At 50.7% G+C, this 24,629-nt stretch carries 27 protein-coding genes and 2 pseudogenes; 20 read left to right on the plus strand and 9 right to left on the minus strand.

Annotated elements, in window-relative coordinates; all coding sequences use genetic code 11:
- Nucleotides 1-61: 61 nt before the first annotated feature.
- From LIX15_RS11515 to LIX15_RS11560, 11 genes and pseudogenes are all read left to right on the plus strand, one after another.
- On the plus strand, nt 62-538 hold the full coding sequence (locus tag LIX15_RS11515; protein WP_227773337.1) for a helix-turn-helix domain-containing protein: 477 nt from the start codon (nt 62-64) through the stop codon (nt 536-538).
- Complete coding sequence (locus LIX15_RS11520) at nt 535-1,008, plus strand: PIN domain-containing protein (RefSeq protein ID WP_227773338.1); 474 nt, start codon at nt 535-537, stop codon at nt 1,006-1,008. Before LIX15_RS11515 ends, LIX15_RS11520 begins: the two co-directional genes overlap by 4 nt.
- A gap of 289 nt (nt 1,009-1,297) precedes the next feature.
- The gene (locus tag LIX15_RS11525; RefSeq protein ID WP_227773339.1) at nt 1,298-2,140 is read left to right on the plus strand and encodes a CPBP family intramembrane glutamic endopeptidase; all 843 of its coding nucleotides are present in this window, start codon (nt 1,298-1,300) and stop codon (nt 2,138-2,140) included.
- A gap of 175 nt (nt 2,141-2,315) precedes the next feature.
- Nucleotides 2,316-2,699: pseudogene (locus LIX15_RS11530) on the plus strand (transposase); the annotation flags it as partial.
- Nucleotides 2,700-3,313: 614 nt separating this feature from the next.
- Nucleotides 3,314-3,949: an ATP-grasp domain-containing protein gene (locus tag LIX15_RS11535; RefSeq protein WP_227773340.1), complete on the plus strand. Its 636-nt coding sequence runs from the start codon at nt 3,314-3,316 to the stop codon at nt 3,947-3,949.
- A gap of 130 nt (nt 3,950-4,079) precedes the next feature.
- Nucleotides 4,080-4,487 (plus strand): SWIM zinc finger family protein, encoded by a 408-nt coding sequence (locus LIX15_RS11540; protein ID WP_227773341.1) that lies wholly within the window; start codon nt 4,080-4,082, stop codon nt 4,485-4,487.
- 168 nt (nt 4,488-4,655) lie between these two features.
- On the plus strand, nt 4,656-4,976 hold the full coding sequence (locus LIX15_RS11545; protein ID WP_227773342.1) for a hypothetical protein: 321 nt from the start codon (nt 4,656-4,658) through the stop codon (nt 4,974-4,976).
- A gap of 385 nt (nt 4,977-5,361) precedes the next feature.
- Entirely contained in the window at nt 5,362-6,789 is a 1,428-nt protein-coding gene (locus tag LIX15_RS11550; RefSeq protein WP_227773343.1) for an MATE family efflux transporter, read from the plus strand.
- Nucleotides 6,790-7,347: 558 nt separating this feature from the next.
- The gene (locus LIX15_RS33995; protein WP_486327115.1) at nt 7,348-7,464 is read left to right on the plus strand and encodes a DUF8118 domain-containing protein; all 117 of its coding nucleotides are present in this window, start codon (nt 7,348-7,350) and stop codon (nt 7,462-7,464) included.
- 304 nt (nt 7,465-7,768) lie between these two features.
- Nucleotides 7,769-9,325, plus strand: coding sequence for an oligosaccharide flippase family protein (locus LIX15_RS11555; RefSeq protein ID WP_227773344.1), 1,557 nt, complete (start codon nt 7,769-7,771; stop codon nt 9,323-9,325).
- Nucleotides 9,326-9,696: 371 nt separating this feature from the next.
- Nucleotides 9,697-9,888, plus strand: coding sequence for a hypothetical protein (locus tag LIX15_RS11560; RefSeq protein WP_227773345.1), 192 nt, complete (start codon nt 9,697-9,699; stop codon nt 9,886-9,888).
- A 253-nt stretch (nt 9,889-10,141) separates the two neighbouring features.
- On the opposite strand, the gene LIX15_RS11565 is transcribed toward LIX15_RS11560, so the two are convergent.
- The 3 genes from LIX15_RS11565 to LIX15_RS11575 form a co-directional block, all read right to left on the minus strand.
- On the minus strand, nt 10,142-10,933 hold the full coding sequence (locus LIX15_RS11565) for a DUF2182 domain-containing protein (RefSeq protein ID WP_227773346.1): 792 nt from the start codon (nt 10,931-10,933) through the stop codon (nt 10,142-10,144).
- A 32-nt stretch (nt 10,934-10,965) separates the two neighbouring features.
- Nucleotides 10,966-11,577 carry a DUF1326 domain-containing protein gene (locus LIX15_RS11570; protein WP_227773347.1) on the minus strand — a complete coding sequence of 204 codons (612 nt, stop codon included), beginning with the start codon at nt 11,575-11,577 and terminating at the stop codon, nt 10,966-10,968.
- Between the two features lie 672 nt (nt 11,578-12,249).
- Complete coding sequence (locus LIX15_RS11575) at nt 12,250-12,759, minus strand: hypothetical protein (RefSeq protein WP_227773348.1); 510 nt, start codon at nt 12,757-12,759, stop codon at nt 12,250-12,252.
- Between the two features lie 150 nt (nt 12,760-12,909).
- Between LIX15_RS11575 and LIX15_RS11580 the strand changes: the two genes are divergently transcribed.
- Nucleotides 12,910-13,119 carry an SWIM zinc finger family protein gene (locus tag LIX15_RS11580; RefSeq protein WP_227773349.1) on the plus strand — a complete coding sequence of 70 codons (210 nt, stop codon included), beginning with the start codon at nt 12,910-12,912 and terminating at the stop codon, nt 13,117-13,119.
- 379 nt (nt 13,120-13,498) lie between these two features.
- On the opposite strand, the gene LIX15_RS33215 is transcribed toward LIX15_RS11580, so the two are convergent.
- Nucleotides 13,499-14,506: a DsbA family protein gene (locus tag LIX15_RS33215; RefSeq protein ID WP_368410619.1), complete on the minus strand. Its 1,008-nt coding sequence runs from the start codon at nt 14,504-14,506 to the stop codon at nt 13,499-13,501.
- A gap of 362 nt (nt 14,507-14,868) precedes the next feature.
- Between LIX15_RS33215 and LIX15_RS11590 the strand changes: the two genes are divergently transcribed.
- The 7 genes and pseudogenes from LIX15_RS11590 (at nt 14,869) to LIX15_RS33660 (ending at nt 18,751) form a co-directional block, all read left to right on the plus strand.
- A complete protein-coding gene (locus tag LIX15_RS11590) occupies nt 14,869-15,534 on the plus strand; it encodes a potassium channel family protein (RefSeq protein WP_227773351.1) in 666 nt (221 codons plus the stop codon).
- A gap of 870 nt (nt 15,535-16,404) precedes the next feature.
- The gene (locus tag LIX15_RS11595; RefSeq protein ID WP_227773352.1) at nt 16,405-16,581 is read left to right on the plus strand and encodes a hypothetical protein; all 177 of its coding nucleotides are present in this window, start codon (nt 16,405-16,407) and stop codon (nt 16,579-16,581) included.
- Nucleotides 16,582-16,678: 97 nt separating this feature from the next.
- A pseudogene (locus tag LIX15_RS33650) lies at nt 16,679-16,954 on the plus strand (DUF7344 domain-containing protein); the annotation flags it as partial.
- Between the two features lie 60 nt (nt 16,955-17,014).
- Nucleotides 17,015-17,371, plus strand: a complete 357-nt coding sequence (locus tag LIX15_RS11600) for a hypothetical protein (RefSeq protein ID WP_227773353.1) — start codon at nt 17,015-17,017, stop codon at nt 17,369-17,371.
- Nucleotides 17,372-17,406: 35 nt separating this feature from the next.
- Nucleotides 17,407-17,475: a hypothetical protein gene (locus LIX15_RS33655; protein ID WP_425556762.1), complete on the plus strand. Its 69-nt coding sequence runs from the start codon at nt 17,407-17,409 to the stop codon at nt 17,473-17,475.
- Between the two features lie 485 nt (nt 17,476-17,960).
- On the plus strand, nt 17,961-18,254 hold the full coding sequence (locus tag LIX15_RS11605) for a GNAT family N-acetyltransferase (protein ID WP_227773354.1): 294 nt from the start codon (nt 17,961-17,963) through the stop codon (nt 18,252-18,254).
- A gap of 365 nt (nt 18,255-18,619) precedes the next feature.
- Entirely contained in the window at nt 18,620-18,751 is a 132-nt protein-coding gene (locus LIX15_RS33660; RefSeq protein WP_425556757.1) for a DUF7503 family protein, read from the plus strand.
- Nucleotides 18,752-18,860: 109 nt separating this feature from the next.
- Here the strand turns inward: LIX15_RS33660 and LIX15_RS11610 are convergent, their stop codons facing one another.
- Nucleotides 18,861-20,336, minus strand: coding sequence for a hypothetical protein (locus LIX15_RS11610; RefSeq protein WP_227773355.1), 1,476 nt, complete (start codon nt 20,334-20,336; stop codon nt 18,861-18,863).
- A 1,253-nt stretch (nt 20,337-21,589) separates the two neighbouring features.
- Here LIX15_RS11610 and LIX15_RS11615 point away from each other — a divergent pair.
- Nucleotides 21,590-21,931, plus strand: coding sequence for a hypothetical protein (locus LIX15_RS11615; RefSeq protein ID WP_227773356.1), 342 nt, complete (start codon nt 21,590-21,592; stop codon nt 21,929-21,931).
- Here LIX15_RS11615 and LIX15_RS11620 read toward each other — a convergent pair.
- From LIX15_RS11620 to LIX15_RS11635, 4 genes are all read right to left on the minus strand, one after another.
- On the minus strand, nt 21,910-22,392 hold the full coding sequence (locus LIX15_RS11620; protein ID WP_227773357.1) for a DUF3995 domain-containing protein: 483 nt from the start codon (nt 22,390-22,392) through the stop codon (nt 21,910-21,912). The genes LIX15_RS11615 and LIX15_RS11620 overlap by 22 nt on opposite strands.
- Nucleotides 22,393-22,443: 51 nt before the next feature.
- On the minus strand, nt 22,444-22,911 hold the full coding sequence (locus tag LIX15_RS11625) for an SRPBCC domain-containing protein (protein WP_227773358.1): 468 nt from the start codon (nt 22,909-22,911) through the stop codon (nt 22,444-22,446).
- Between the two features lie 75 nt (nt 22,912-22,986).
- Entirely contained in the window at nt 22,987-23,151 is a 165-nt protein-coding gene (locus tag LIX15_RS11630; RefSeq protein ID WP_227773359.1) for a glycine zipper domain-containing protein, read from the minus strand.
- A gap of 294 nt (nt 23,152-23,445) precedes the next feature.
- Nucleotides 23,446-24,585, minus strand: a complete 1,140-nt coding sequence (locus LIX15_RS11635) for an acyl-CoA dehydrogenase family protein (RefSeq protein ID WP_227773360.1) — start codon at nt 24,583-24,585, stop codon at nt 23,446-23,448.
- Nucleotides 24,586-24,629: the final 44 nt, after the last annotated feature.

Below are 24,629 nucleotides of genomic sequence, written 5' to 3' on the forward strand. Positions count from 1 at the left end.
AACGCTGACAATGCGAAACGTTTAGGAATATACGAAGAATTCGTATATTCGTAAACTCCGTATGAGCATCAAAGACGATACCCCCATCTCACGGAAACGCCTTCAAACCGTGTTTGAGCAACTGGCAAACGATCGAAAGCTCGACATCCTCAGCTACGCGGCCGATCACGAGTGGTTTACCGTAACGGCCCTCAAAGACGACCTCGGAATTCCACACACGACAGCGCACGACTATTGCCGTGAGTTGCACCAAGCAGGCCTTCTACATCGCGAGCAAATGAAGCCTGCAACCTACAGTGCTGTTGAGTTCGACATTCAACTGTCACTGGATGCCATAGCAACAGCTGTCGAGACAGAGTCTGAAACAATCGATTATATGCTTGCGACGTATGGAGACGGCATCATCGACGAACTTCTCGATATCTGGGAGCGTGTCGATGCGGGTGAGCTCACCTATCGCGAAGCGAGTGGTATGCTTGACATGCAGCACGCCGATTTTCTTCGGCTGGCGTCTGAACTTGAGTTGTTCAACCGATGACTGTCGTGGTACTGGATGCAAACGCGGTTATCATGCATGGGCGAGCGTTTCCGGATCGCGTTCGTACCGCCGTTGAAGAGGGAGCAACGCTCATTCTTCCACGATCGGTCAAGCAAGAACTCGTTGACGACGTGCTTGCGGCTGACAATGCACCTGCTAATCATCGTGCCTCGGCACAGGCAATCCAAGACCTTGTCGACGAAGGATTTCTTGTCCTTCGGACACCGGATTTTGAGAGATATAGCGGCGTCATCGACGAAGCACGTCAACACATTGCAGGCGATACGCTCCCGGAATATACCGTCAAAGCCGATCAATACATTCCAGCCCTTGCCTGTGGTCTCGCTACTGACGATACCGTCCATCTGATTACCGCCGATACGAAACTTCGTACTATCGTCCAGGATATCGCTGCCCGGCACGGAGTCGCAGAGAACGTTAGGTTGATTGATCCATTGACGGTGCTGTAGTAATCAAGATCTATTTTCCATCCTTACTTGGCTAGTTTCCGGGAATCCACCGGATAACCACCCCGGACTTAATTTCCCCCGCTCAACCTTTCCATTCTCGCGCAGAGTGTTGAAAGACCATGAGTACGAAACAATCCGCAGATCTACATATCGGCCTGTAGAAGAGTGAAAAACGCTGTGAGCAACCCCCTTATATAGAAGATTATACATAGAATGATATGTGACTCGTGCAAATCATAAGAATCCAACTGCGGACAACGGCGGACATCGTGATCCAAGCAACGGACGATTGGGATTAGCTTGGCGAATCGCCTTTGTATTCCTTGTAGTGATTCTCATCTGGCTCCTCATCCTACACGTGAACCGAGTTGTGTTCGGCCCCGGCTACGACCGCCTTGGCCACGTGGTAAGCGCCCTCCTCTTAACCACACTAACCGTTCCAGCAGTTGTGCTTGCCCGACGGTTCCTCGACAAGCGGCCGTTGCGAGGACTCGGGATTCCACCGCTGCGGACGGGATTGCGCTCATTTTGCATCGGCATAGGGTGTTACCTGATTCCGGCCGGTATTGGACTGGGTGTAGCGCTCGCCCTCGGCTGGGTTGATATCTCTCTCACCACGTCTCTTACTACTCTAGCAGGGATCCTCCTCGGCCTCATCGCGCTCGTGTTCCTGTCTGAGGCGCTTCTGGAGGAGCTCATCTTCCGTGGGTACATCTATCGCAACCTTAATGGCTCACTTCCTTGCTGGACATCTGTCGGCGGTCAGGCACTTCTGTTTAGCCTGTGGGGGATCTCCATCGGGGCATTCCTCACGACTGAACGCATTGTATTCTTCTTTTTCGTAGCGGTCGTGATCGGGATGATTCGAGCCATCACCAACGACACCTGGGCGTGTATAGGCTTTCACCTGGCCTTTCAGACCGTTCAGCAGCTCTTCACTGGACCATGGGCTAGCGATGCGTTTATCGTCAGTGCTTCGGGGACACTGGAACGGGTCGTATTCGGGCTCGTTCCAATTGCACTTGCCGTTTTAGTGCTCGAACTTATTGTAGGCAAGGACACTGACTGGAGTGCGCGCCATCCCGATACCGTTCCGATAGAACGCGATCGGTCTGGTGAGCAGCGATACTGAGAACCACTTTTTCGAACCAAGTTTCTCAACGATATGCTCATTACGGAAGTGCGAGGGGAAAGCCCCGCCCTTTAGGGCGGGGATGAATCCGACAAACGATGACACAGACCACCGTCGATAGCATGGCCTGATATTCCAACAGATACCTAATCAATCGCACCCAATTACAGTTGTAATGGTCACGGTGACTGTCACCGCGAAGTTCCACAATCCATCCCTCTCACGGCGGAAAGAGTGGCAACACGCCACTCGTCTCTACCGTGACACCAAACAGTTCTGTATCGACGAATGGGAGAACGGCGGCTTCGGGAAATCCGTGACCACAGCCAGCATCGACAACGACCTCTACTCGGCCATTCAGAACCAAGCCATCCGAGAGGCGAAATCCGACCACAACAAGGACGGAGAGGTTCGCTACCGAGAGAGTCACCCGTTCGCCGTCAACAACCAGAATTGGGAAATCGACACGACCGAGAACGGCACAGTCGTCGTCGGCTTCCCGTGTATCTCCCAATGGTGGTACACGCCCATTGAAGTGTACGACGACATTGCCGACCCAGGGCTACACGCGCTGGAAAGCACGTCCTTGGTAACAACTGGACGGCAACCTTCGACGTCCCACGCGAAAGCGTACTTGAGAACCGAGGAAACGCGCAACCTGAATATCCTCTTCGAGGAATCCTCACCCTTTAGGGCAGGGAGGATTTCAAGCATATCGACTGAACGGGCATTTCAAGCTGGGCTGTATATGGAGAACAGGGTTTCAACAGAGCCACCTTTTTCAGCACTCGGTCAACGTCTTCGTCGGCAATTGGTTTGAGTTGAGGGCAGGTATCACCCTCATTTACTACCAAGCACTCTACCCACTTATTATAGATGTCCCTCAAAAATGTCTATATTATATTATATATGTTCCGACTGTTTCGGGATACTCTTCAATATCTACCAGGATAATATGTACCACATGGAGCTTTCCAAAACCGCACCGCCGATGAGAATCCACACGATTGAGCCGCCTCCAGATACAGTTCCATGACGACTTCAGCCAACCGGCTAAGGATTGGGATCTCGTATTGGCCAGACCGTGGAAACGATGTTAAACTTGAACTGCTCGACAGGCTTCGGTCGTGGGCAACAGTCGTACTACTGAATCCCAGAGTTGAGCATCCCGATATGGATGAACTCAACCTCGACTTCTATCATATGGCACACTGGAATCCGGCTACGCTTGCAGACCTCAAGCGTGCTCGTGCAGCAGGGGTACCAACATTAAATAGCTACGAAGGAGCACACATTACGGCCGACCGCCTCGATTGCTATCGGACGCTTCGACGAGGCGGTGTCTACGTCCCGGAATTCCAATACGGTCTAGCGAAAACAATTACACTTCAACCGCCTGCCATCGTGAAATCCAGAAGTGAGTTCCACTCTGATAGCCACGAGTTTACGATCCATCTCGCCGGTTCGTATGACTTCCCTGACGAGCAAATGGTCGAAAAGTATGTCGTCCCACATCGAAGCTACAAACTGTTTGGTATCGGCGATGAAGTTCGAGTCGTTAGACTGCCTCGCGGCGACGGTCTTCCTGTTGAACAACCAGTTACTACAAGTCTTGTTCGCTATGTTGGTCAGGTCCAGAATTTGTTCGACCTCTCTCTGTTCGAGTTAGATATTCTCATTCACAAAAATATCTATGTTATTGATGTCAATCCTGCGGTGAATCTCTATGGAATTACTGACGGAGCGGCACTGTATGAAGAAGCAATTCGGGCAGCTATCGAGAATGATCAGCGTTGTCGACGACAGTGAACGCCACAATCGAAAGTCTGACCAGTGTATAGTTTAACATAAAGAGAACGGTGCCCTCGGGCGTGTTGAAACGCGCCGGGTGCTTAGGACCACCCGGCACCGGTCTTCCAAATGCCACGGCTAGAAGACCATGAGTACGAAACCGAGCGCAGGACTTGAATCTGACGAGACGGCCCAGAAACCCGCACAGGCCGAACAGTTCTCCTACAGCATTGAAGTCCCCGGAATGGTCGACGTGACCAACGAGAGTCACGAGAACCCTGCAGACCATCAGTACACCGTCTCCATCGACGACGTGACCGACGAGCTGATGGCCTGCACGTGCCCGCATCATATCCACTGCAACGCCTACTGCAAACACTTGGCTGTTGTCGCCGAACGTAACGGGAGTCACGAAGTCGCCGCCTTCAACACCAACAGCGACAACATCAGGGACAGCCCACGTCAATTCATCGTCCTAATCACACGATCGGGCGATCTCTGGCTAGGCGGCGGGAAAGTTGACGACCCCACCTCGATCCCTGACTACAACGGTTGAGTAATCAAGGAGGGGTGATATTCGCATAAAGTACCGCGGGGACACGCCCTGAGGCACTCGCCTCGGTTATTTGTAGAAAGTTATCGAGAATGGGCACGTAGTTATTAGAACCACTACAAAAGCTGTCTTCAGCGAACTCTCAAATAGCGTAATCACGTTCGTTCATACATGGCCTACTACCTCATTCGTGCCCCTCCAGATGCTGGACTGCCACCGGAACAGCATAATCAGCTATCGGACGGAGAACTTGAACCACCGCGCCTGTCCGGACCAGCACTCACCGTTGCGCTCCGCGGCACGCGTTTCGATGCCGAAACTGGCAATGCGGTATGGGAGAAAGAGAACTATTGCCGACCGCTGCTCGCCCAAGAACACAATGCTGTGCTCGATAATTTCGACGCAATCCGTGTCAAACAGATCAGTCGGGGGGACGGCTGGAAGGAGATTAAGGTACTCCCATCTCTTTGGGCACATTCACATCCTTCGTAGCGATAACCGACCACACGCTCACCAGCCTCGTGCTCGAAGGATTTGTACAGGACGGCCGGAAGCCAATTCAGCCCGCCCGCCCTGTCACCAAACGGTTCCAAGAGGAGAGAGTGTGATACAGAATTGTTCGTATGACGGGTGCTCGAATGCACAGTAACGAAAATAAACTAACAGATATGTATCAACGACGGAAGCGAACAGCGATGGGAGACATGGGAGAGGCAGTGATGTCCTGCCAGAGGAGGATGACCGGAGAATGGAACGGTACTTCGACGGCGCTTCATACGAGAAAGAGAGGAATCGATCACGATCAGCCATGTGAGTACATAGCGATCAGTTCTCCGACACCGATTCGAGAGCAGTCGATCGTGGACGAGGTATTGCGGTGAGCGTCCGCGACCGTCTTGGAAGCGTTTTCAAAACGCGTGAAGAGTTCGACCTCACCTCGGGCGGCATTGCCCGGCCGTTGTTCTATCTTTCGTTACCGATCGTCGTGACAAACCTGCTCCAAACGGCTTACAATCTCACAGATACATTTTGGCTCGGCCAGTACAGCACAAACGCGCTCGCCGCGATCAGTTTCGCGTTCCCCATGGTGTTTCTGCTCATCGCGCTCGGAATGGGACTATCGGTCGCTGGCAGCGTCCTTGTTGCTCAGTATACGGGCGCTGACGAACAACGGCAGGCGGGTTATGCGGCGTCGCAGACCGTTGTCTTCTCCGTGGTTGCAGCGTTGCTGATTGGGAGCGGAGGATACCTCGTCGTCGGGGACTTTCTCGCACTGCTTGGTGCCTCACCAGCCGTATTGCCCCTTGCGACATCCTATATGCGAGTTATCTCCTTGGGACTCGTGTTCATGTTCGGCTTTTGGATTTTCGTCGCGCTGATGCGAGGCTATGGCGATACGGTGACGCCGATGCTCGTTATGTTCGGATCGGTCGCCGTCAACATCGTCCTTGACCCGTTCTTGATTTTCGGGTGGGGGCCGTTTCCCAGACTGGGAGTGGCAGGTGCGGCATACGCGACGATCTTTGCACGCATGCTTGCGATGGTCGTTGGACTGAGTATCCTGTTCCACGGGTCTCACGGACTCCAAATCCGACTTGGACAGATGGCTCCTGATCTATCGTATCTACGGAAAATGCTCAGAATCGGTGTCCCGGCGTCGGTCGAAGTCACGGGGCGGGCACTCTCGGTCAACTTGCTCTTGATTATCGTCGGCCTCTTCCCGACGACGGTCGTCGCTGGGTATGGAATCGGCGTCCGTGTCTTCTCGGTGATCTTTCTCCCGGCGATCGCAGTCGCTCGCGGTGTCGAGACAATGACCGGACAAAACATCGGTGCCGACGAGCGTGACCGCGTCGCAGCGACGAATGATTTCGCAGCCCGGGCCATGTTCTTGATTCTAGGTGCTGCGGGCATCGTCGTCTGGCTGAGTGCGCGCCCTGTCGTCGCCGTCTTTACCACCAATCCCGCGGTCATCGACGTGGGTGCAACCTTCTTGCGGTATGTTGCGCCAACATTCGGGTTCATCGGTGTCGTCCGCGCCTACACCGGTGGCTTCCGAGGAGCCGGCAAAACGTTGACCGCCGCAGTTATCTCGGTATTGATGCTCGGTGTAATCCGCCTCCCGGTTGCCTGGATCGCCTCCCGTCCATTCGGAGCGGAGGGCATCTGGCTCTCGTTTGCAGTTTCGAACGTCACTGGTGCGGTTATCGCGTTTCTGTGGTTCAGTCGGGGTACCTGGCGGGAGGCAGATCTCACCGATGAACGACAGCATGTCGACTCAGCACAAAGTGCTGTGAATGACTAACGCACAAGCCTCGGTCGGTATCTTATCTTCCCGTCACGCCTCGATAAAGGCGTTGAGACAGGTAAACGGTTGACGTTATCAATGATTCCTGTCTTCTGCTCAAAATGCCATTCACCACAGCTCCGGCAAATGAATGCGTGCCGCTTGTTTACGACCCCAAGTGACGAGTATTCTTTCTGGTGGAGGACACCACCAACAAACAGCAGTGGTTCCGGAGACGTGAACTCCATATTACATAACCATGTGATGTAAACATTTCTCTAAACCGATAGCAGTGATATGGGAATCGGGCAATTGGTATCTTTCCCAACCTAAATCACTTAGGTGGCCACCTGTGCCTCGTCATCAAGATCCCTAGCGTATCGCCGATGCAGTCAAAGATAGTTAGGATGAGACCAGATTCAATCGAGGCAAAGAACAGTAGAACGCAGGGCTGACGACGAATCGACACCCCCGGTGGTTCCTAATGTTAGAGTTCCGCTGTTGACTGCGGTCGAAACCGCGACGAACGACGGCACGCTGTCGGCGTTCCCATCGGACGACGACTAAGACGAGCGTATCAGTAGCCCATACACTGGCTACGACAAGTACGGCACTGTCGATCACAAATACTGGACATGTGAAGACTGTGGCGCGGAAGCCACCCGGAAGGGCGCACTCACCGACTGCTGTTAACCCACTCACTTCTTCCATTTATGTCACGCCAATCGACACTGATGGATGTAGCCGTCCAGCGAACGCTCACCGAGTGGTTAGAACCACCTAATGAGGACGACATACCGACAACTGAGCGCGATGATGATAGTTAGTTTCAGTGCAAATCCTCATCAGTTACAATTGAGCCAGTGTGGTCAAGATTCACACGCTAATCGTTTGTTCGATTACTTTTAAGAGTACGAAGTCTCGGTTTCCCTCCCGTTTGAAACCTGATAATGGTAATAATACTTTTAAACTATTATGTTTATAGTAGACTGAGATAATGGATCGAAGTATTTTGAGTGGCTTTTTGTCTATCGCTGGGGCAAAGATACTCACACTTTTCATTGGTCTTTTAACCACCCCATTGCTGTATCGCTGGCTTGGCGTCGAAAAGATCGGCATCTACTATGGTCTCCTTGCGCCATTCTCGCTATTTATGATCTTCATTAGCTCTGGAGTGAGTGATGGTGTCCGCAAATTTCTCGCCGAGAATCGATCAGTTCAGCGCTGGACGTCTCACGTCGTTGGGTTCTACTTTCGATTAGCGCTCGGATTAGCACTCCTTGGAGCGGCCGTTGTGACCTTTCTAGCATGGAGTGGTGTACTCACGCTCATTTTTGATCCCGGATACGAGGTATACTTCTATCTGCTTGCGCTTCTTGTCGTTACGAGTCAGTTCCGAGAATACGCTCGTCGGACGTTGATGGGATTTGGTCTTGAACGGTATTCCGAACCCTTGCTGATATTGCAGAAAGTCACATTCGTTGGTGTTGCTCTCACGCTCATTCAGTCGGGGTACGGTGTTACTGGCGCTCTTGCGGGCCAGATTACCGCAAGCACAGTCGTCGCCATTATCGGCCTCATTCTCATTAATCAACAAATATCTTTGAAAAGTATCTTCAAATTCTCACCATCTCAGTTTCCTCGGCGAGAGTTGCTCACTTTCAATTCGCAATCAATCGTGCTCATCCTCTTTCTCACATCGCTTTACCAAATTGACCTTCTGATGCTTAATATTTTGACTTTCCCAGAGCAAGTCGGATATTATAAAGGCGCACTCGAATTAGCGGAATTTCTCTGGTTTATTCCACTTGCGCTCCAAACCGTCTTTGTTCATTCCACTTCAGAACTCTGGGCGCAAGGCCGGATTGACAAAATATCAACTCTCTCTGCACGCACAACCCGATACGCACTGCTCATAACTGTAGTGATGGCGCTGGGACTCGCTGCACTAGCGACCGATGTAGTACCGGTGTACCTCGGTGCTGACTTCCGGCCAGCGGTAACGCCACTTCTCCTCTTACTGCCGGGCGCACTTGGATTCGCTATTGCTCGGCCTATTCTCGCAATCAGTCAAGGCAAAGGTACGTTTACATTCCCCATCCTTGCGACCGGCACCGCTGCCGCAATTAACCTTGGACTCAACGTTCTCTTGATTCCCCGATATGGAATGCATGGTGCAGCTATCGCAACGAGTATCGGTTATGGCTCAATGTTCATCTTCCATGTCTGGAGCGCCCGAAAGGTCGGTTTCAACCCACTCTCGGATGCTCGCCTTGGTAGTATTGTTGTGACCACGCTTCTCGCAGGGCCACCGATTCTTGCACTCCCACACCTCATCACCCACTCCATCATTATGGCTGGCTTTACGCTCCCACTCTCCCTAATTGTTGTTCCACCACTCGGACTTGTGATCTACCTCTCGTGTGCGTTCGTTACGGGAGCACTCGGTGTTTGTGAAGTTCTTCGGACATTGTCTGAATTCCCCGCGCCACTCGGATCAATTGCACATCAACTCCGGTGCCAAACGCCACTCCTCTCTTCGAAATGTAAGTAGAATCGATTCAATAAACTAGCATGCGATGAGGTGTCGAGAAGTACAACTCTGTAACGGACGCAATCACGATCATGCTCACGTGGGACGCTTTAGAAAATCACGGCTGGGAGCAATTCAGTTCGACGGTGCGCCATGAGTTGATCCACGCAAGGTAGTTCCACGAGTTCGGCCAGGCAGGCCACGGGCGAACATTCGCTCGTGGGACCGACGCCCTCGACACAACGCAAGTACTTCGAACGATTTAAAGCCCGAACTGGTGGGTAATCTGCGAGGATTGTGACGGACGAATTGCGCCCGAACGTCGTGAAACACTTTGGGGAGTACAGTTGCGGCGATTGCGGCGGATCGCTCCGCGTCGAGGAGGCCACCGAATGAGGCACGAATACCGCTGTCCGCGCTGTCAGCGGCTTGTTGGGACGATGACGGCGGCTGGCCCGTCGCGGGTCTACCTAAGTCCGTGCGGGTATCGGGTCGCCACTCCCGACGAAGTGCTTGAAATGGGCGATCTGCACTCACCACGCCCTGATGTGTGGGTGACGGACTTCCTCGCTGAATCTAACTGACTCCTGCTGACGTTTTCGGCTCTCCTTCACTCTTTCATTCGTTTCTGGTTGGTACAGTCGCTAACACAGGTTAGTAAATTATACTAACCTACACGGTTCTGCTGAAGCTCTCAGAGCGTGACAAGAATGGTGTGCTGAATAGAGAGGGTGTAGTCAACAGCCGGTTCAAGTATTCTACTCGTTCAGATTTCGGTAAAACTCCCGTGCGAACTGACCTCCAAAATAGTGACAGGGTTCATCTCACTCCAATGCGCTACAATATCGTGATCAGAATGACGGCAATCTCGGCGATACCAGCGAGGGTGCCGACCACATGGGCGAGCTGCCGGCCCCATACTACGGTTCGTTCGAGCGACAGTACTACCGTGATGAGCGCCATCCAGACGATGTTCATCGACCCCACGACAACCATAAACGCGAATAGCGCCCAACAACACCCGATGCAAAAGATGCTGTACTTCCAGCTCATCCGGATGGCACCCCGAATTCCCGGCCGATGGTGACTCATGAGGAACCCGAGCGGTGACCGACAGTTCCGCAGACAACGGTCTTTGTACGGCGACAGCTGGTATCCCGCCAGAAGCACCAACGTTCCGCCCCATAGGAACCCGCCGTGAGTGTTTGCAAGAGGTGCGACTGGCACCACCGCGTTGACCAGGAGAGGAACGACCCCTGTAAGCGTCCATACGAGCGCGTACGTCCCCAAAACTACCCCGATCCGCGCGACTTTGCCTGCGGTTGACGTTCCTTCGAGCGTCTTGTAGTAGAGCCGGAAGAGGGGCACTGACGACGGATACATCATCGCGATCATCATCACGCCCCACATGAGCAGATAGAAACTGGCACCTGCCACTCCGTTCGAGAGCGCCATCGCCTCCGGCACCCCTGGGTCGGACATCTGCATATTCATCGCGCCTCCTGGCATCGGGAGCCAACGGCCAACGATCGCCACCCACGCGAGCAGTGCGATCACGTAGGTGACGAGTGCGACAGCAGGGAGGCGGCGGAGGTCAAATCGTTCCGGGAACGATTTGGGTGTGGACATGGTTGATCGACTGGAAAATTATCCCACCGACGTCAGGCGTTCGCCAGTTCGAAATCACAGAGGAATGCGTTGTTTTCCGAGACATCCCACGTGAACTCGTCATTGTACGATACGGTGGCGGTAGTGGATTTCCCAGCATTCATCTCCGTGCTCTTGTTGAACGGATGCGGCGCGATCGTTCCGAGTTTCTCGTTGAAGCCGCGTTTTCCGACCACATCCATGGAGACGCTGTCGCCGATTTCGACCGAGAAATCCGCACCATCCCGAGTGAACGAGAACGGGGCGGTCGCAACCTCGGCGCTTTCGACGTGCGTATCGGCGGCGACCGCAAAGACGCCACCAGCTCGACCTAGGTAGATATCTTCGAGGGCGGCCTGTTGGTCATCGTCGGCCGTTTCATCGGTGAGGAGCACCGCATGCCACTCAGTGCCCGGATCTAATAGGACTCCCTCCTCGCTGCGGACGAGCAGCGCCGTGTGGAGTCCGTTCAGATCGACGTCGCCGTACTGGCCGTCCGTAATGTGCCAAACACTCGAGAACGTACAGCGGTTATCGTCCGGGGGCTCCATCCAGAGACACTGGCAGGCGACGTCACAGTTACACGCTTCCACGTAATCGCCCGTGATGATCCATTCTTCTGTCATGGTGTTCTCCCCAACCCACCCGTCTAATACGACGTGAAGAAAACCGGTTCTCAGTGCGAGTTGGAGTATCCAATTTCGAGTGGGTATGCTTATAGTTACCGATTACCATGATAGTCTGTGTTCGTCGGGGGCCGATTATCTCCATCAACTTCTGAGAGAAACAAATACAATAACTACGCACACTGTATATGACACCAAGGTCAATAAATCTCTATGACCGATACGCGCCCTGTATTCAGTCCAACCGGTTCCTTACTACTGACAGTCTGTCTGCTGATCCACGGAAGACAGGCTGTTGGACTGAACTAGCCTCTTCACAGCAGGGAGTTCCACGCTGGACAATTCTCTCGATCATCTCTGGATTCAGTCTGTTCCTGCCGATAGTGGGATGACAGTCCCATGGTTCCAACAAGTTCAACCAATGTTCTGCCCGTTGATAAACCAGTAATACAAGTGATTGCACGATCGATGAGAGCCACAAAACCCCCCATAGACCACCACTACGCGGTCTCAATCAAAATTGTGACCGAAGAGTTAATAGTCTGTATGAGTCCACGTTACGCTCGCCGCAATGTATTAAGTGAGAGAACAGAGAGGCCGGTTCCGATACCAATTACTGCTCTCTTGAAACTTCACCAATTTGTCTGCTCATACTCGCCAAAACGAGATGTTTCATTTCGTGGGTGGAATGGTGAAGTCCCGTTCGCTCCCTGTGGTCATTTTGAACCCCTTTTGCTGTGGGATTCTAAGAGTCGCTCGATACGTATACGTATTCCCTGATTGAAGTCGCCACTCATTGCTCTCCCGTGTGACTCCTTCCTTGCCATATTCGAAGGTCAACGTAAACGTCGGCCCGTGTTGATCCGTTGAATCTGGGTTCATTGGCTGCACCCGTGGATGCCAGAGTTTTACCTCTTCTCCATAACTTCCACTCATCGTTCCTTTCTTTTTATAATCAAAACCAGCCCAAACATAGTCTTTCTCCGGGAACGCAGTCACCGTCCCACACATCGTCACCTCGGTGCGATTTGCCCATGCATTTCCTGTTTGAAGCGTGTCTTCGTCGAGAGTAGATTCCGCGGCATTAGCATGCCCGATGACACCTATCGTTGAGAGTCCAACAGCACTTTTTTGAAGAAACGTTCGCCGTGTAGTCCGCGGTGGATATGAGTCACCTCTCATCAAGTTCACCACTCACGCTTACGTCTTTGTTATTCGGCGGTTTCTGTACAATCGATCAAGAGGATTCGACCGTTTTTATCATTCTCAATCTCTCGGTAATAACCTGACTGAATAGTTACCACTTGTGAAAGATTCGTACGAATGTCATAAGTGACCAATGAGAGCCACGACAAGCCCGCTGACCACCACTACGTCGTCACGCTGGACGACGTAATGGGCGATACGATGGCTTGTACCTGTCCGCACCACGTTTACCGGAGCGCGTTCTGCAAACACATGGTTGCCGTCGAAAACGCGACTGATGACGGCTCACTCAACGCATTCCCATCGGACGACGACGAGCGCGACGAGCACTTCTAAATTACTTTCACTTTTTGCATTCTTGAGACCCAATGCTATTTATGGCATTTAGGTTAAGGCGATGAGTAATTCGCTCAAAACCTATCTTGTAGATGTGAATAATTATTATGATTGGTGACGTACTACTAGTGGAAATGAAGACCCATGCCTGTTCCACATTACCCGTCAGATGAACCCGAGGAAGTGCCTCACCCAGATATCGATGGGATTATCCAGCGCATCCTTGGTCCGAAAAGACGATCCTCGCCGCCCTCAATTCGGACGTGACGCCGTTCATTCATTTACCGTATTGACGCACTCCAAGCCATTGCATTGGATGATCTCTATTGTAAGTATCTAATTAAATATCACATCAATCAGCCAATCAATATTATAACTATTAGAGTCCAAGTACATTTTTAAAAATGCTATAACCTTGCGTCCCAACGATTTTTGTTACGTACTTTTCAGATCTGAATGCGAAAAACACCGGAGTCCCAGGAACGTTCGCAGTCTTCGCCACAGAACGGTCTTCTCGGACCTGTTTGTTATATGCCTTTGATTTTGCATCGCGAACGATGACTCGTCCATTTAACCGTGTGTTATAATCGATAAACGATTTCGTTTTCGAGAGTACGTTTCTGCTGTTGAATTGACCTTGATTACTGAAGTAGTATGCCTTCAGATCCCAGAACGCTTGCTCATTCCGAGCGTGGGCCGCTTCAAGTGCATAGATTGCACGGGTTCCCCACTCCTCGACGACGGGGATCGTTCGTACTACGAACGAAAGCTCTCCTGAATCAATGTGATTACGTTTGAGGTTTGGATATGTTTTTTCTTCAAAATAAACACAATTATGGCAGGACGGATCCTCGAATGCAATAAGAGTTGCATCTGGACTAAATGGCGTCGGTCCACGCGTTGGTTCATCGAATATTCCCTTCGTCGATGGGTGGTTCGGTGCCGAGTGAGCAACCGTTGTGGTTGTTCGTTTGGTGCTAGTCGTTTGTTCGGTTGTGGAAGGGGTTGTGCTAGTTGTAGGCTCTGTCGTGGATTGAGTCGTGCTAGTCGTTTGCTCAGTTGTGGAAGGGGCTGTGGTCGTTGTTTCTGGTTCTGTTGTAGATGGTGTTGTAGTAGTTGGTTCCTGCTCTGTTGTAGACTGCGTTGTGCTAGTTGTTTCTGGTTCTATTGTGGATTCTGTTCGTTGAGTGGTTGGTGTCTGTGTTTGCAAGCGTGTTGTCTTTATTGTTGACACCGTATTCGTTGTTGTTGCGGTTGTTGATATCTGGGAAGGGCTTGTGGTTTCGGACTCATCTGACTGAGAGGTACAACCAGCCAGTAAGAGACCTGCGGGGAGTGTCGCTTTGAGAAGGGTCCGTCGATTCATCGTTATTATTGTTATTCTCATTGCATTTAGACATGCTGGCTAAATTTGATCAAATTATTATATATTTATTACGGTCTGATTATTAAATACGGTGTGACAATGACAATGAATTACTCCAGTACTCGGCTCCTTCTTCTGCACTATATCTATCGGAAATACGCAAATTCGATTGGCAACGAGTGCAAGATTATTTCGGTACAATGCTTTGTAACAGGAGTTCAAATACAATGAACGCTATTCGGAGACAATTGAGGTTGGTAGCATTACACAGATAAAAAGTTGTATAATTGTATATTGTGTCTAACGTGATCATGACTATATTAGAGTATTAATGGTCGATTGATTTGTTGATGCAAATTGTATTACATCTATGAGGGATACAGATGTCGAATGACGCTCTTCAGATAGTACTTCTAGGGGGAGGGCACGTCGGATATTATACCGCAGAACAATTAGCTAAACAGGGACACAATCTCACCATCATTGAACGCGATCAAACACGATGTGACTTGCTTCTTGAAGCTGGATTCGGTACGGTTCTTCATGGAGAGGCTGTCGATCCTGAAATCCTTGGAAATGCCGACATAGCTTCTGCTGATGTCATTGCTGGTCTCACTGACGACATTGGCAGTAATTTAGCAGTCTGTTTGGTCGCTTCGAAGATGGAAGGAGTGAGAACTGTCCTCCGGGTTGATTCACCGAGCGCACGAGATGAGTACGAAGAGTTCGTTGACCAAGTTATTTTCCCCGAAGGACTAGGCGCACTCGCAACAGTGAGTGCGATTACAGGAGGAAGCCTTCCGGACGCTGTGAATGAACTCACTGGTATTATTGACCTCTTGCAAATACAGGTAACAGAGGATGCACCGGTTGTTGAGAAAGCTATTCGAGACATTGCAGTGCCGGATGGATGCTCAATTGTTGTAGATATGGATGAAAAAATGGTGGTCAACCCTGCGACAACGCTCAAGCCCGGGATGAAGTTGCTTGTCGCGACAGAACCCACTGCTTCCAGAGAAATAGTAGAGATACTCACTGGCAATCAATAATACATTTCAGCGATGATTATATCTCGTCTAATAATTTGCGATCCTTAAAAAGAAACTGACATCAGAGCGAATGATTCTTTCGTCTCACTCCATTTTGTTTCCAGTCTCAATAGGCGTCTGGGTTCCAGATTCGCCCGCTCCCCCGGGCTGCGTTGTTTCCTCAGTTGTTGCCTGGGTTGGCGTCGGAATTGACTCACCTCATTATTATGGGCGAGGCGTTAGCGAATATCGTAGAGCCATCTGACCAACAGGAGTAGTGTTCGGTGTCAACTCCTTTCTTACCAAGCCCCCTTGTCTTCCACTCGCATTCGAGCCTTCTTTTCAAAACAGATGACTCAATGGTGCTTGCATCGGCAACCCCTGCCGTTAGGAGACTTGGGCCAAAGCTCCAAGTAGAGAACACCAATGTCACACACTAAACGGGATCATCATGACGATCGCGACGCGTGGCCAACGTTCGAACTTGAGTACACTATCGTCTCAATGTCCGGAACCGACTATGTTCATATTCAGCCTGTTGATGCCTTCCCCGGTGTGTATCCACCGTGGATTTCTATTACCGAAGAAAGTGCCGTACCATTTGAAGAGATACCATAGCCAGTGAAATAAAGAATCCGGGCATGCTGTCCACTCTCTCCCTGCATTTTTCATTTGGTCGCACTCATAGAACAGTAGTTCAAGCACGGCATCGAACGTTGTTCAACCGTCTCGCCGTGAAGACAATTGCTCTGTTCTAAAGGTGCTTGCTTATTGGATATGGAGGAATGTATTACTCAGACCCCATCACAGCCACAGCAGGGATGGCTTTTCGAGGGATTAGCCAAAAGAGCGGAGCACATCCCACACGTGGGTTCAGATGGAGGTAAATCAATGAGCGACCGCACCGACACAGAGGTCTACACACGGACAACACTCGCCCAGCGGACTGATCTTGAGTTCCCAAACGAGCATCTCGAACACCAGAGAAGAGAGGTACTGTCTCACCTGTTGATCTGTGATTCTCTCCCCTATGCAACGTTTCAATATCTGGACCTTCTTAACTTATAGAGTTATTAGTTAAATAATACTAGAAAAGGACTTTGTCAATTGAACAATAACACTTACAGGAGATCATATTGGGAAGTGCTACCACCCAACAATCACCATGTCCGAACGTCACCAGCCATCAGACAACGAGACGAACCAGCCACGAGTAACCCCCTTGTCACGGTCAGAACTCGATGTGATATTGCGAGCAGTGAATCATCCATACCGTCGCCATACCCTCTGGTACCTTGAGCAAATAACGGAACCCCAACCTGTTGCGGATATCGCTGCTGCCGTGAGTGAACGGCTAGACCAGCAACCGCCCGCCGATCGCCAGCAGCTCGCTCTAGCACTTTCCCATCACCATTTGCCTCGCCTCAACGACGCAGAGCTGATCGAGCAGCCACGTCGTGATCTCGTTGCCCCAACTGAGACGACATCTGACGCTGTGCAGATGCTCGACGCCACAACCAAGTACTTCGACTGGGGTTTTGTGGTGGTTGAGGTCGTAATCGTTGGCTCTGCCGTTGCTATGGTCGTACTAGCGATCGAGATTGTCTGTGTTTCCATGCTCGTCCTAGTCGTCGTTGGAGTCTCGTCACTGCTATCGAATCCAATACCACCGAGACAGCCTGCGAAGATGTTCGGATACGGCGCGAACATCTTGAGCGCACTCGAAAAGCCAGTTCCACCGTCAAGCGGGATGCGCGTCCATATTCGGTGGTCTTCGAGTTTGGTAAAGTCCTTAATATCACAGCTCCAAAGAAGGAAATGGGCGACCATCGTTAACACCTTGAACACAACTTTCTGATCACGATTACCGAGGAGAAGGATACAGTCTACCTCATTAGTAGTCCCAGTGAAATCACGAAGGTACGCACATGGCTCATCTCGCATGAAGTCAAAGTAGTCTAAACCAAGTTAGAGGATCCCATCGGTGTCTCCATCTGTCGCCACTTACTTTGTTTAAGTAGTTCTCGCGACAAGGAGTAGATACGAGGAAGATTTTCGCGGGCTGCTGTATTCTGTATGGGTGTATTTTATCACTCGTGTTCCGAGCTTTGAGCCTGTTTTAGTTAGTAGATTATACTAATTTGCATATTTCCAGTTCTATCCGCCAGGCGACTATCATTGACGTTTTGCTCGGTAGGGTCTCCTATGGCCTGTGAGACACCCCAGTTCAATATGCTTCACAGGGAGCGTGCCAACATATTAGAGCACACCGATACACAAAAATGCAAGAGCAGTGTCAGAATGCAATACAGTGAACACTATCCAATTGAATCGGTTTGCAATCCATCGGTCGGACTGAAACCTACAACTCGACACAAAGGCCACTCGATCGTACACACAATCTGCTAGACCAGATCTTCTATTGAAACAGAGGCCAACGATTAACTATGCGAATACGAGAAGCAGCCTCGTCAGATAGCGAGGCCATTCGGAACGTTCACTTCGACTCCATCACTGAACTCGGACTGGACGGATACACCCCAGAACAAGTCCATGCGTGGGCTCAGGGGTGCAAATCAGCAGACTACTCCACAGCCATCGAGTCGAATAAGTCATATTCCGTTGTGGCTGAAGAGGATTTTGACGCTGTCGGATTTGGATCCGTGAGCTTCGATGCTCCTGAAGAGTATGAAGCAAGGGTTGACGCTGAATCGTGTTGTGTTTTATCATTTTCAACATGATACTTTCATTATTTAAGTCATTTGTGAAATGCCGATATTGGCTCGATCCATTCTTTGATTCCCAGTTTCAGATATTATTAGAAAATTGTGCCTGATCTGGTTAGATATTTGAATATTATTAGGAGATGGCAAAGTTGAACTTTTATTTTCCATCTGTTGTTGGTCTCAACTCTACTTTGTCAACATTAAATCTTTTCTATCAATTATATAAACATAGCTTTTAAAAGTACATTTCTAATTGTTCTTTTGGGTACAGTCGAAGGTAGTAGAATCTCGTGTGTGCTCCAGGCAATCAAGATGTAGGCGCTGATTATATCGTATCAACTGGCTCATACCAAAGGTATTGTCCGTCGCTACAAGCTTTGATGAGTGAGAAAACACCCCAATCATACCTGGCAGAGAATCCCCGAATGATCGGCGTCTTGTTCATGATCCTTATCCTTTTGGGAGAAGTGGGAGCTGTTTCAGCGGGTGGAGTGGCAATATACGGGCCGTGATAAACTACTGAACAGGGTTTGAGAATTATGTGGTGCTGTATCTCTTCCCTGCTAGCGCCTTCCCCTCGGTCGGAGCTGGCTGCGGAATTGACTTAGCGGCTCAACTCCGCTAAAAGGGATCATTCCAGACGAGGTTGCCGTCTTTTCTCACTGGTACTTGATGCCAGCGGGGGTATTGCTGTATCATCTCAGTCGTCAAACGAAACGTTCGGAGTGATCCTGGCGTGAGGAAATACTGATCGTTCGGTTCGACGTACGGATAGACCATCGTCCCGATTTTGCCCTCTCGTGAAGGATACGAATGGAGTAGTACATCGATCGGTTCGTCAGTAGTTTCGATCTCACAAAGCATCGGGACTCCTTGCTCAACCTGTACTACGTCTGCACTTCCATCACCGATTATGAGATAATGACCGCCGGCGATACTCTCACCCTGAGTGATTGCAAGGGCTGCTCGGAGTGGGAATCCCAAATTGAGTAACCGTGCGACATTGTATCCGATGTGCGCGGCACCATCATTTACAACTTCACTAAATGTTACAATCCCTCCGACAGCACCTGCCTCGATAAGTGCGGTTCCCTGGTCGTACGATTGACACGCGTTGAGCAAGAAGATCGGAATCGAGACCTCCGCCAATGTCTCGGCATCAAGCCATCCATCCTGACACCGGAATCCGTCCTCGTCGATATGCCCGATATAATGGAGGAAATCGACATCAGATTCGAGAACGAGGCGCAAACCAGACGTTGAAAGATTCTCATAGGTAGTCGCGGTGAGATCAAGACTTTCACGAGATTGATACACCTCTGCTACGTTTTCGTTTGCTCCCATCTCAGGTTCATTACAAACGACTGCAATCTCGATGGCATCCGTTGTTGGTTCTTGCTCTAGTTTGTTTTCGAATGCCTTCGGTATCGCCTTTGTTGCGTTTAACGGGATCCCATCTGCGAACCACGCTTGTTCGAGTGAGTTACTGGCTTCCAAGCGGATAAACGACTGATCCTGGATTGAGTCTCCCCTTGTTTCGAAAAACGATTCTAAAACGAACGATGGGATGCTGTCGGCCGAAACGGGCGACCCGCGTGCAATTCGGATGAATCCGAGATCATGAAGAACGAATGGAATCGCGGAAACTCGGCTAGGAGTTGGAGAAAGATGGGCAGTGAGTGGCCATCGTGGCAGGAAGGGTTGAACTCTCTCAAACGGGATTGACAAATAGGCTGGAAGTTGCTCGGCAATCGGCATGTCATACAGTCTCTCGAAATCCAACTTCAGATCAACTTGCTCACGTTCGTACAAATCTATCTGATAGTATCCAGTAGTTCGTGTGAGACAGTCAAGGAAAAAAACTTGTTTAAGGAGCTTTTCGATCTCCTGCTCAAATGGAAGATCGATGAGGAGACGTTCGAAGCTCTCTGTAACAAGACGAGGTTCATCGCCCGGAACGATTTTGGCTCCGAGATAGTACGCCAGCGGCGCGGCAACGTATACGTTCTCCAACGATGGTGGTAATTCGAGTTGAATACCGGTTTCTGGCCGGGATAATTCATCAGGGATGTGTAGTTTGTCACCATATTCGATCATTGGAGGATGACCTCTGAGCGTTGGATACGATCGCTCACAAGTCGTGGTTTTCAACGCCGACGAGAGTGCGGATAGTGCTGCCATCATATTCTCCGGATCTTCTGTTGTGGTGATTGTCGTGGATGGATGGCGATGATACGAGCGAGCGCCGATATATACTGTAGGGGACTCAAATCCAAAGACGACGTCATTGATGTCTGCTGTTATTGAGAGTGGCCCGTCGACTTGAAGATAGACTTTGATCGGTGCGTTTAGCTCGATGGAGTATGTACCTGGACCAAGCTCTTCATCAACAGCAGAACCCACTTCGAGAAGAGCGTTACCAGTTGTATCGCGGACGAAAACATCAGCCCGGTTATCAAGGGTCAACTTATTCGTTGAAATTCGGATCGCCTGGTCAACAGGGAAGTAAAACCGAGTTTCATCAGCAGATATTGGAGTGACTGACGTCGATGTATCGAGATCGTATCGTCGATTTTCGATGGTATCGATGATCGTCAATCCGGATTCAGCACGTGGCCTAAAATCAATCACTGTAGTGGACTCTCTTTGGTTATCCTTTGTGGAAGGGTTACTCAAATGTATACCACACTATGGGCAAAAGTCTATCGTGAATACTGGATTATAATCGCGAGCTCCAGTGACCGGCTGTGACGCTTCGCGGTTGCTAATACATGAATGTAGGACCGTTGCTTGGACAAGCCATGGGTCGCGTGTGAGCAGAACGGAGAGTAGCACAGAGTGAGAAATGGATCGGGAGCAAAGGCGCCAGACCTACGTTGGAGCCCATTCAGGATATCAGAGGCAACCGCGCTACAACTGGGTCTTTGTGAGGTTTTGTAAATGCTTTGTGCTACTGTTCGAAAATAAGACGGTCAGATAGACAACCACAGGGGGATCTTCACTAGCCGATGAGAAAGTCCACGAATACATATCGTTCACCATGCCAAAAGAGAATGTTTCTACGGAAAGTACACCCTAAATTGGCTAACTGAGGTACTCATTGTGACTATTATACATAACTTCACCACATAACAAGCCGTGGATTCAGCGTAGCACGTTCCACCACCCCACCCACATGTTCTCCGCTAATCGGAAACCCACGTCGGATGCTAAACCACCCGATGCTGACTTTTCATCTGCGAGGCTCGAATGACCGAATGAACACAACCATCCGCAGCCCCTGAAGCTGCCGAGACGGCACAGCAACGCGCACAGGCCGAACAGTTCTCCTCCGACCTAAGGCCCCTAGAATGGTCGAGGTCACCAATGAGAGCCACGAGAAGCCCACAGACCACCAGTACATAGTCTCCACCGACGATGTGACTGAAAAACTGATGGCCTGTACGTGTCCACATCACGTCCACCGCAACGCCTACTGCAAACACATGGCCGCCGTCGAAACCGCGACTGACGACGGGTCGCTTGAGGCGTTCCCTTTGGAGGAGACGATGCCCAACCAGAAGACTGTAACTGCGATGGCCTCGACGGCTTCCACTGCTGGCCGTACGTGCAAACGGGACAGAAGGAACTGCCGAACTAACCATCTACTTCGGACTATTATTTCGATTCGTCACCGGGAGCGTCGCTGGTAGTTCCATGTCGCCACACAGAACGCAATACCACCGAGGAGCCACCATGGACCCCATAAAAATGTCTGCCAATGAGCCGTTGTCCACGCTGCAGGAGCGGGAAGACCAATGAGACCATTCTCGGTGAGTGCCCCGTGAATGATGAAATCGCTTCCATGGACGACCAGCAGTACGCTCACACCCCATGCAGTAACAAGCACCAGCCGGCGGGGAAGCAACTGACCCCATGACTGAACGAGTGCAAGTGCGAGTACACCACCACCAAGTTTCAGAATGCCAGTAAGCCAAAGGATTGTAATGAACCAGGGTTCACCCGCGAGTTCCTGACCGAGTGAGACAGTGTCGACTCCGGCCGTGCCACCGAATGCCCAGTAGAAACTCACCGCAGCAAACACAATCATCCACGCGCTAGCTATATATCCAGCATAGGTCGATGGAACACCGTTACCAAGTGGTTTCTCCATATCTCTAAATTTTCAGGGATAGCTTGCACGAAATATCTGTCTATTTTAGCGTTACGGCGTCGAATCGTGGTCGGTGGAAGCGTGTTTCTCTGCGCGCTCAGCAAGCGCACGGTTCATCTCCTCATAGGCTCGCCAGGAATTATCGTCAGTGACCAGGGGAGCGAGTATTCCCGAGCGGCGTTCATGGTTAATGAAACGGGTGCAATCGTCGTCGAGTGGTTCAAGGTGGAACGTGTGTCGTCCTTCAAATATCCACGAGAAGTACAAAGAGCCGACCCATCGGAGCGTACGCCTTGGTTCGATATCAGTGACGGTGACTGTCATAGTTACCATTCTGCTCGATGATTCCGTACCCTGGACGTGAATCTCGATGGTTGCCTGTTCCTTGAGGTCACCACTCGCCTCCGTAATGTGCGGGTTCCATTCCTGATATGAATCGAGGTTGGTAAGAATCTTCCAGACAGTTGCTGGTGATGCATCGATTTCGATCTCAGTACGTATTGTCTTTGTGTATGTCATATATATCTTCAATGAGGCCGACGACCCATGCTGCATACCATAGGTGGAATTGCCACCACCAGTGTAATGTTGTTTTCAGCGCCAAGCTGATCCCATTGCAATTCCTAGAACCAGCCCAACTGCGATCCCCATTGGTATGTTATCCATCGCAACTCCGATGCCGGCTCCGAGCGCGATCCCAACTGCAATCCCAGTTCCCATCTTCTTCTCTGATCTGTTTTCATCTTGATCTGAAGACATAGGGCTTCAATTTGTCATACCACCTAATAAACAGGCCGTATCCACCGACCAGAGAGTGTGCTCAAACGCGTGAGTAACTGAAACGATAGCGAGGACAAAACCATCTGCGGCCCGTGACGCTGACGAGACGGCACAGCAACACGCACAGATGGCAGACGATACAACGTCGGAGAATTGTGACTGTGACGATCTTAATGATTTCCCGTGTGGGAGCGTGTGAAAATGAGCTGTAAAGACTGCATAATCTAATTCCATTTCAATAGCTTCGTTTCGGATCAGTGAGGGATTAGATTCCTACAGCAAGCGGTCAGCTATAATATTTTTCTGTATCTCGCTTGTTCCTTCGTATATTTTCGTGATACGAGCGTCGCGGTAGTACCGTTCGACTGGATGATCAGAGACGAACCCAGCACCACCGTGTACTTGGATCGCCTCGTCGGCGACATCAACGGCGTGTTCGGAAGCGAAGAGTTTCGCCATGCTGGCAAAGCGAGCGGCGATGTCATCATCACCATTCTCAACCTGGGAGGCGGCGCAATACGTTAACGATCGTGCTGCCTCAACATTGGTTGCCATCTCAGCAAGCTTGTGCTGGATAGCCTGAAACTCACCAATGGGCTGATTAAACTGCTCACGTTCACCAGCGTAGTCCAATGCGGCATCAAGGGCTGCTTGAGCGGCTCCGACTGCCTGAGATGCGACGCGGGTGCGACCGTGTGAGAAAAAATCCATTAACTGGTAGAACCCTTTATCCACCTCTCCAATGACATTCTCCTCAGAGACCCGAACATCGTTGAGGATAACCTCTGCGAGGTCAGAGGCACGGATACCGAGTTTATTATCTATCTTCTCGGTAGAGAATCCGTCAAGATCTGTCGGTATCAGGAAAGCGGTGATACCACGATGGCCCTTGTCTGGGGAGGTTTTAGCCATCACAAGACCGACATCGGCCACGGTTCCGTTCGTGATCCACATTTTGTTACCGTTGAGCACATAACTGTCGCCGTCGGTCTCGGCGACCGTCTCGATACCAGCAACATTCGATCCATGTGCTGGTTCGGAGATAGCGGAGTACGAGACTGCTTCGCCAGCTGCTATTTTCGGCAACCATTCTTCCTTCATCCACTCATCGCCGTACTTAATGATCATGTTCGTCCCAAACCCGGCGCTCCCGACAGCACTTCCAATCCCTGGGTCAGCTCGCCAAAGCTGTTCGGTCACGAGCACTGCCGATAGAAGTCCCATCCCTGCACCACCGTACTTGATTGGGATATGCGGGGCGACAAAGTCGTACTTCGCTGCCTTCTTGCGGATTGCTTCAGGGTAACTTCCCTTCTCGTCATGTTCTTTTGCGACTGGGGCGATTTCGTTCTCGCCGAACTCACGAACGGCTTGTTGGATGGCACGATGTTCATCAGATAGCTGATACGCCATATCAATAAGATCGAATTCCGTTGTAAAGTAAATTCTGATACATT

This window comes from Haladaptatus pallidirubidus, assembly GCF_020700235.1.
Taxonomy (GTDB): Archaea; Halobacteriota; Halobacteria; order Halobacteriales; family Haladaptataceae; genus Haladaptatus; species Haladaptatus pallidirubidus.

Excerpts from the sequence above, each read along its gene's own strand:
- LIX15_RS11515 (WP_227773337.1), top strand. The coding sequence starts at position 62 with ATGAGCATCAAAGACGATACCCCCATCTCACGGAAACGCCTTCAAACC.
- LIX15_RS11520 (WP_227773338.1), top strand. The coding sequence starts at position 535 with ATGACTGTCGTGGTACTGGATGCAAACGCGGTTATCATGCATGGGCGA.
- LIX15_RS11535 (WP_227773340.1), top strand. The coding sequence starts at position 3,314 with ATGGATGAACTCAACCTCGACTTCTATCATATGGCACACTGGAATCCG.
- LIX15_RS11540 (WP_227773341.1), top strand. The coding sequence starts at position 4,080 with ATGAGTACGAAACCGAGCGCAGGACTTGAATCTGACGAGACGGCCCAG.
- LIX15_RS11545 (WP_227773342.1), top strand. The coding sequence starts at position 4,656 with ATGGCCTACTACCTCATTCGTGCCCCTCCAGATGCTGGACTGCCACCG.
- LIX15_RS11555 (WP_227773344.1), top strand. The coding sequence starts at position 7,769 with ATGGATCGAAGTATTTTGAGTGGCTTTTTGTCTATCGCTGGGGCAAAG.
- LIX15_RS11560 (WP_227773345.1), top strand. The coding sequence starts at position 9,697 with ATGAGGCACGAATACCGCTGTCCGCGCTGTCAGCGGCTTGTTGGGACG.
- LIX15_RS11565 (WP_227773346.1), bottom strand. The coding sequence starts at position 10,933 with ATGTCCACACCCAAATCGTTCCCGGAACGATTTGACCTCCGCCGCCTC.
- LIX15_RS11570 (WP_227773347.1), bottom strand. The coding sequence starts at position 11,577 with ATGACAGAAGAATGGATCATCACGGGCGATTACGTGGAAGCGTGTAAC.
- LIX15_RS11575 (WP_227773348.1), bottom strand. The coding sequence starts at position 12,759 with ATGAGAGGTGACTCATATCCACCGCGGACTACACGGCGAACGTTTCTT.
- LIX15_RS33215 (WP_368410619.1), bottom strand. The coding sequence starts at position 14,506 with ATGAGAATAACAATAATAACGATGAATCGACGGACCCTTCTCAAAGCG.
- LIX15_RS11590 (WP_227773351.1), top strand. The coding sequence starts at position 14,869 with ATGTCGAATGACGCTCTTCAGATAGTACTTCTAGGGGGAGGGCACGTC.
- LIX15_RS11595 (WP_227773352.1), top strand. The coding sequence starts at position 16,405 with ATGAGCGACCGCACCGACACAGAGGTCTACACACGGACAACACTCGCC.
- LIX15_RS11600 (WP_227773353.1), top strand. The coding sequence starts at position 17,015 with ATGCTCGACGCCACAACCAAGTACTTCGACTGGGGTTTTGTGGTGGTT.
- LIX15_RS11605 (WP_227773354.1), top strand. The coding sequence starts at position 17,961 with ATGCGAATACGAGAAGCAGCCTCGTCAGATAGCGAGGCCATTCGGAAC.
- LIX15_RS33660 (WP_425556757.1), top strand. The coding sequence starts at position 18,620 with ATGAGTGAGAAAACACCCCAATCATACCTGGCAGAGAATCCCCGAATG.
- LIX15_RS11610 (WP_227773355.1), bottom strand. The coding sequence starts at position 20,336 with ATGATCGAATATGGTGACAAACTACACATCCCTGATGAATTATCCCGG.
- LIX15_RS11615 (WP_227773356.1), top strand. The coding sequence starts at position 21,590 with ATGGTCGAGGTCACCAATGAGAGCCACGAGAAGCCCACAGACCACCAG.
- LIX15_RS11620 (WP_227773357.1), bottom strand. The coding sequence starts at position 22,392 with ATGGAGAAACCACTTGGTAACGGTGTTCCATCGACCTATGCTGGATAT.
- LIX15_RS11625 (WP_227773358.1), bottom strand. The coding sequence starts at position 22,911 with ATGACATACACAAAGACAATACGTACTGAGATCGAAATCGATGCATCA.
- LIX15_RS11630 (WP_227773359.1), bottom strand. The coding sequence starts at position 23,151 with ATGTCTTCAGATCAAGATGAAAACAGATCAGAGAAGAAGATGGGAACT.
- LIX15_RS11635 (WP_227773360.1), bottom strand. The coding sequence starts at position 24,585 with ATGGCGTATCAGCTATCTGATGAACATCGTGCCATCCAACAAGCCGTT.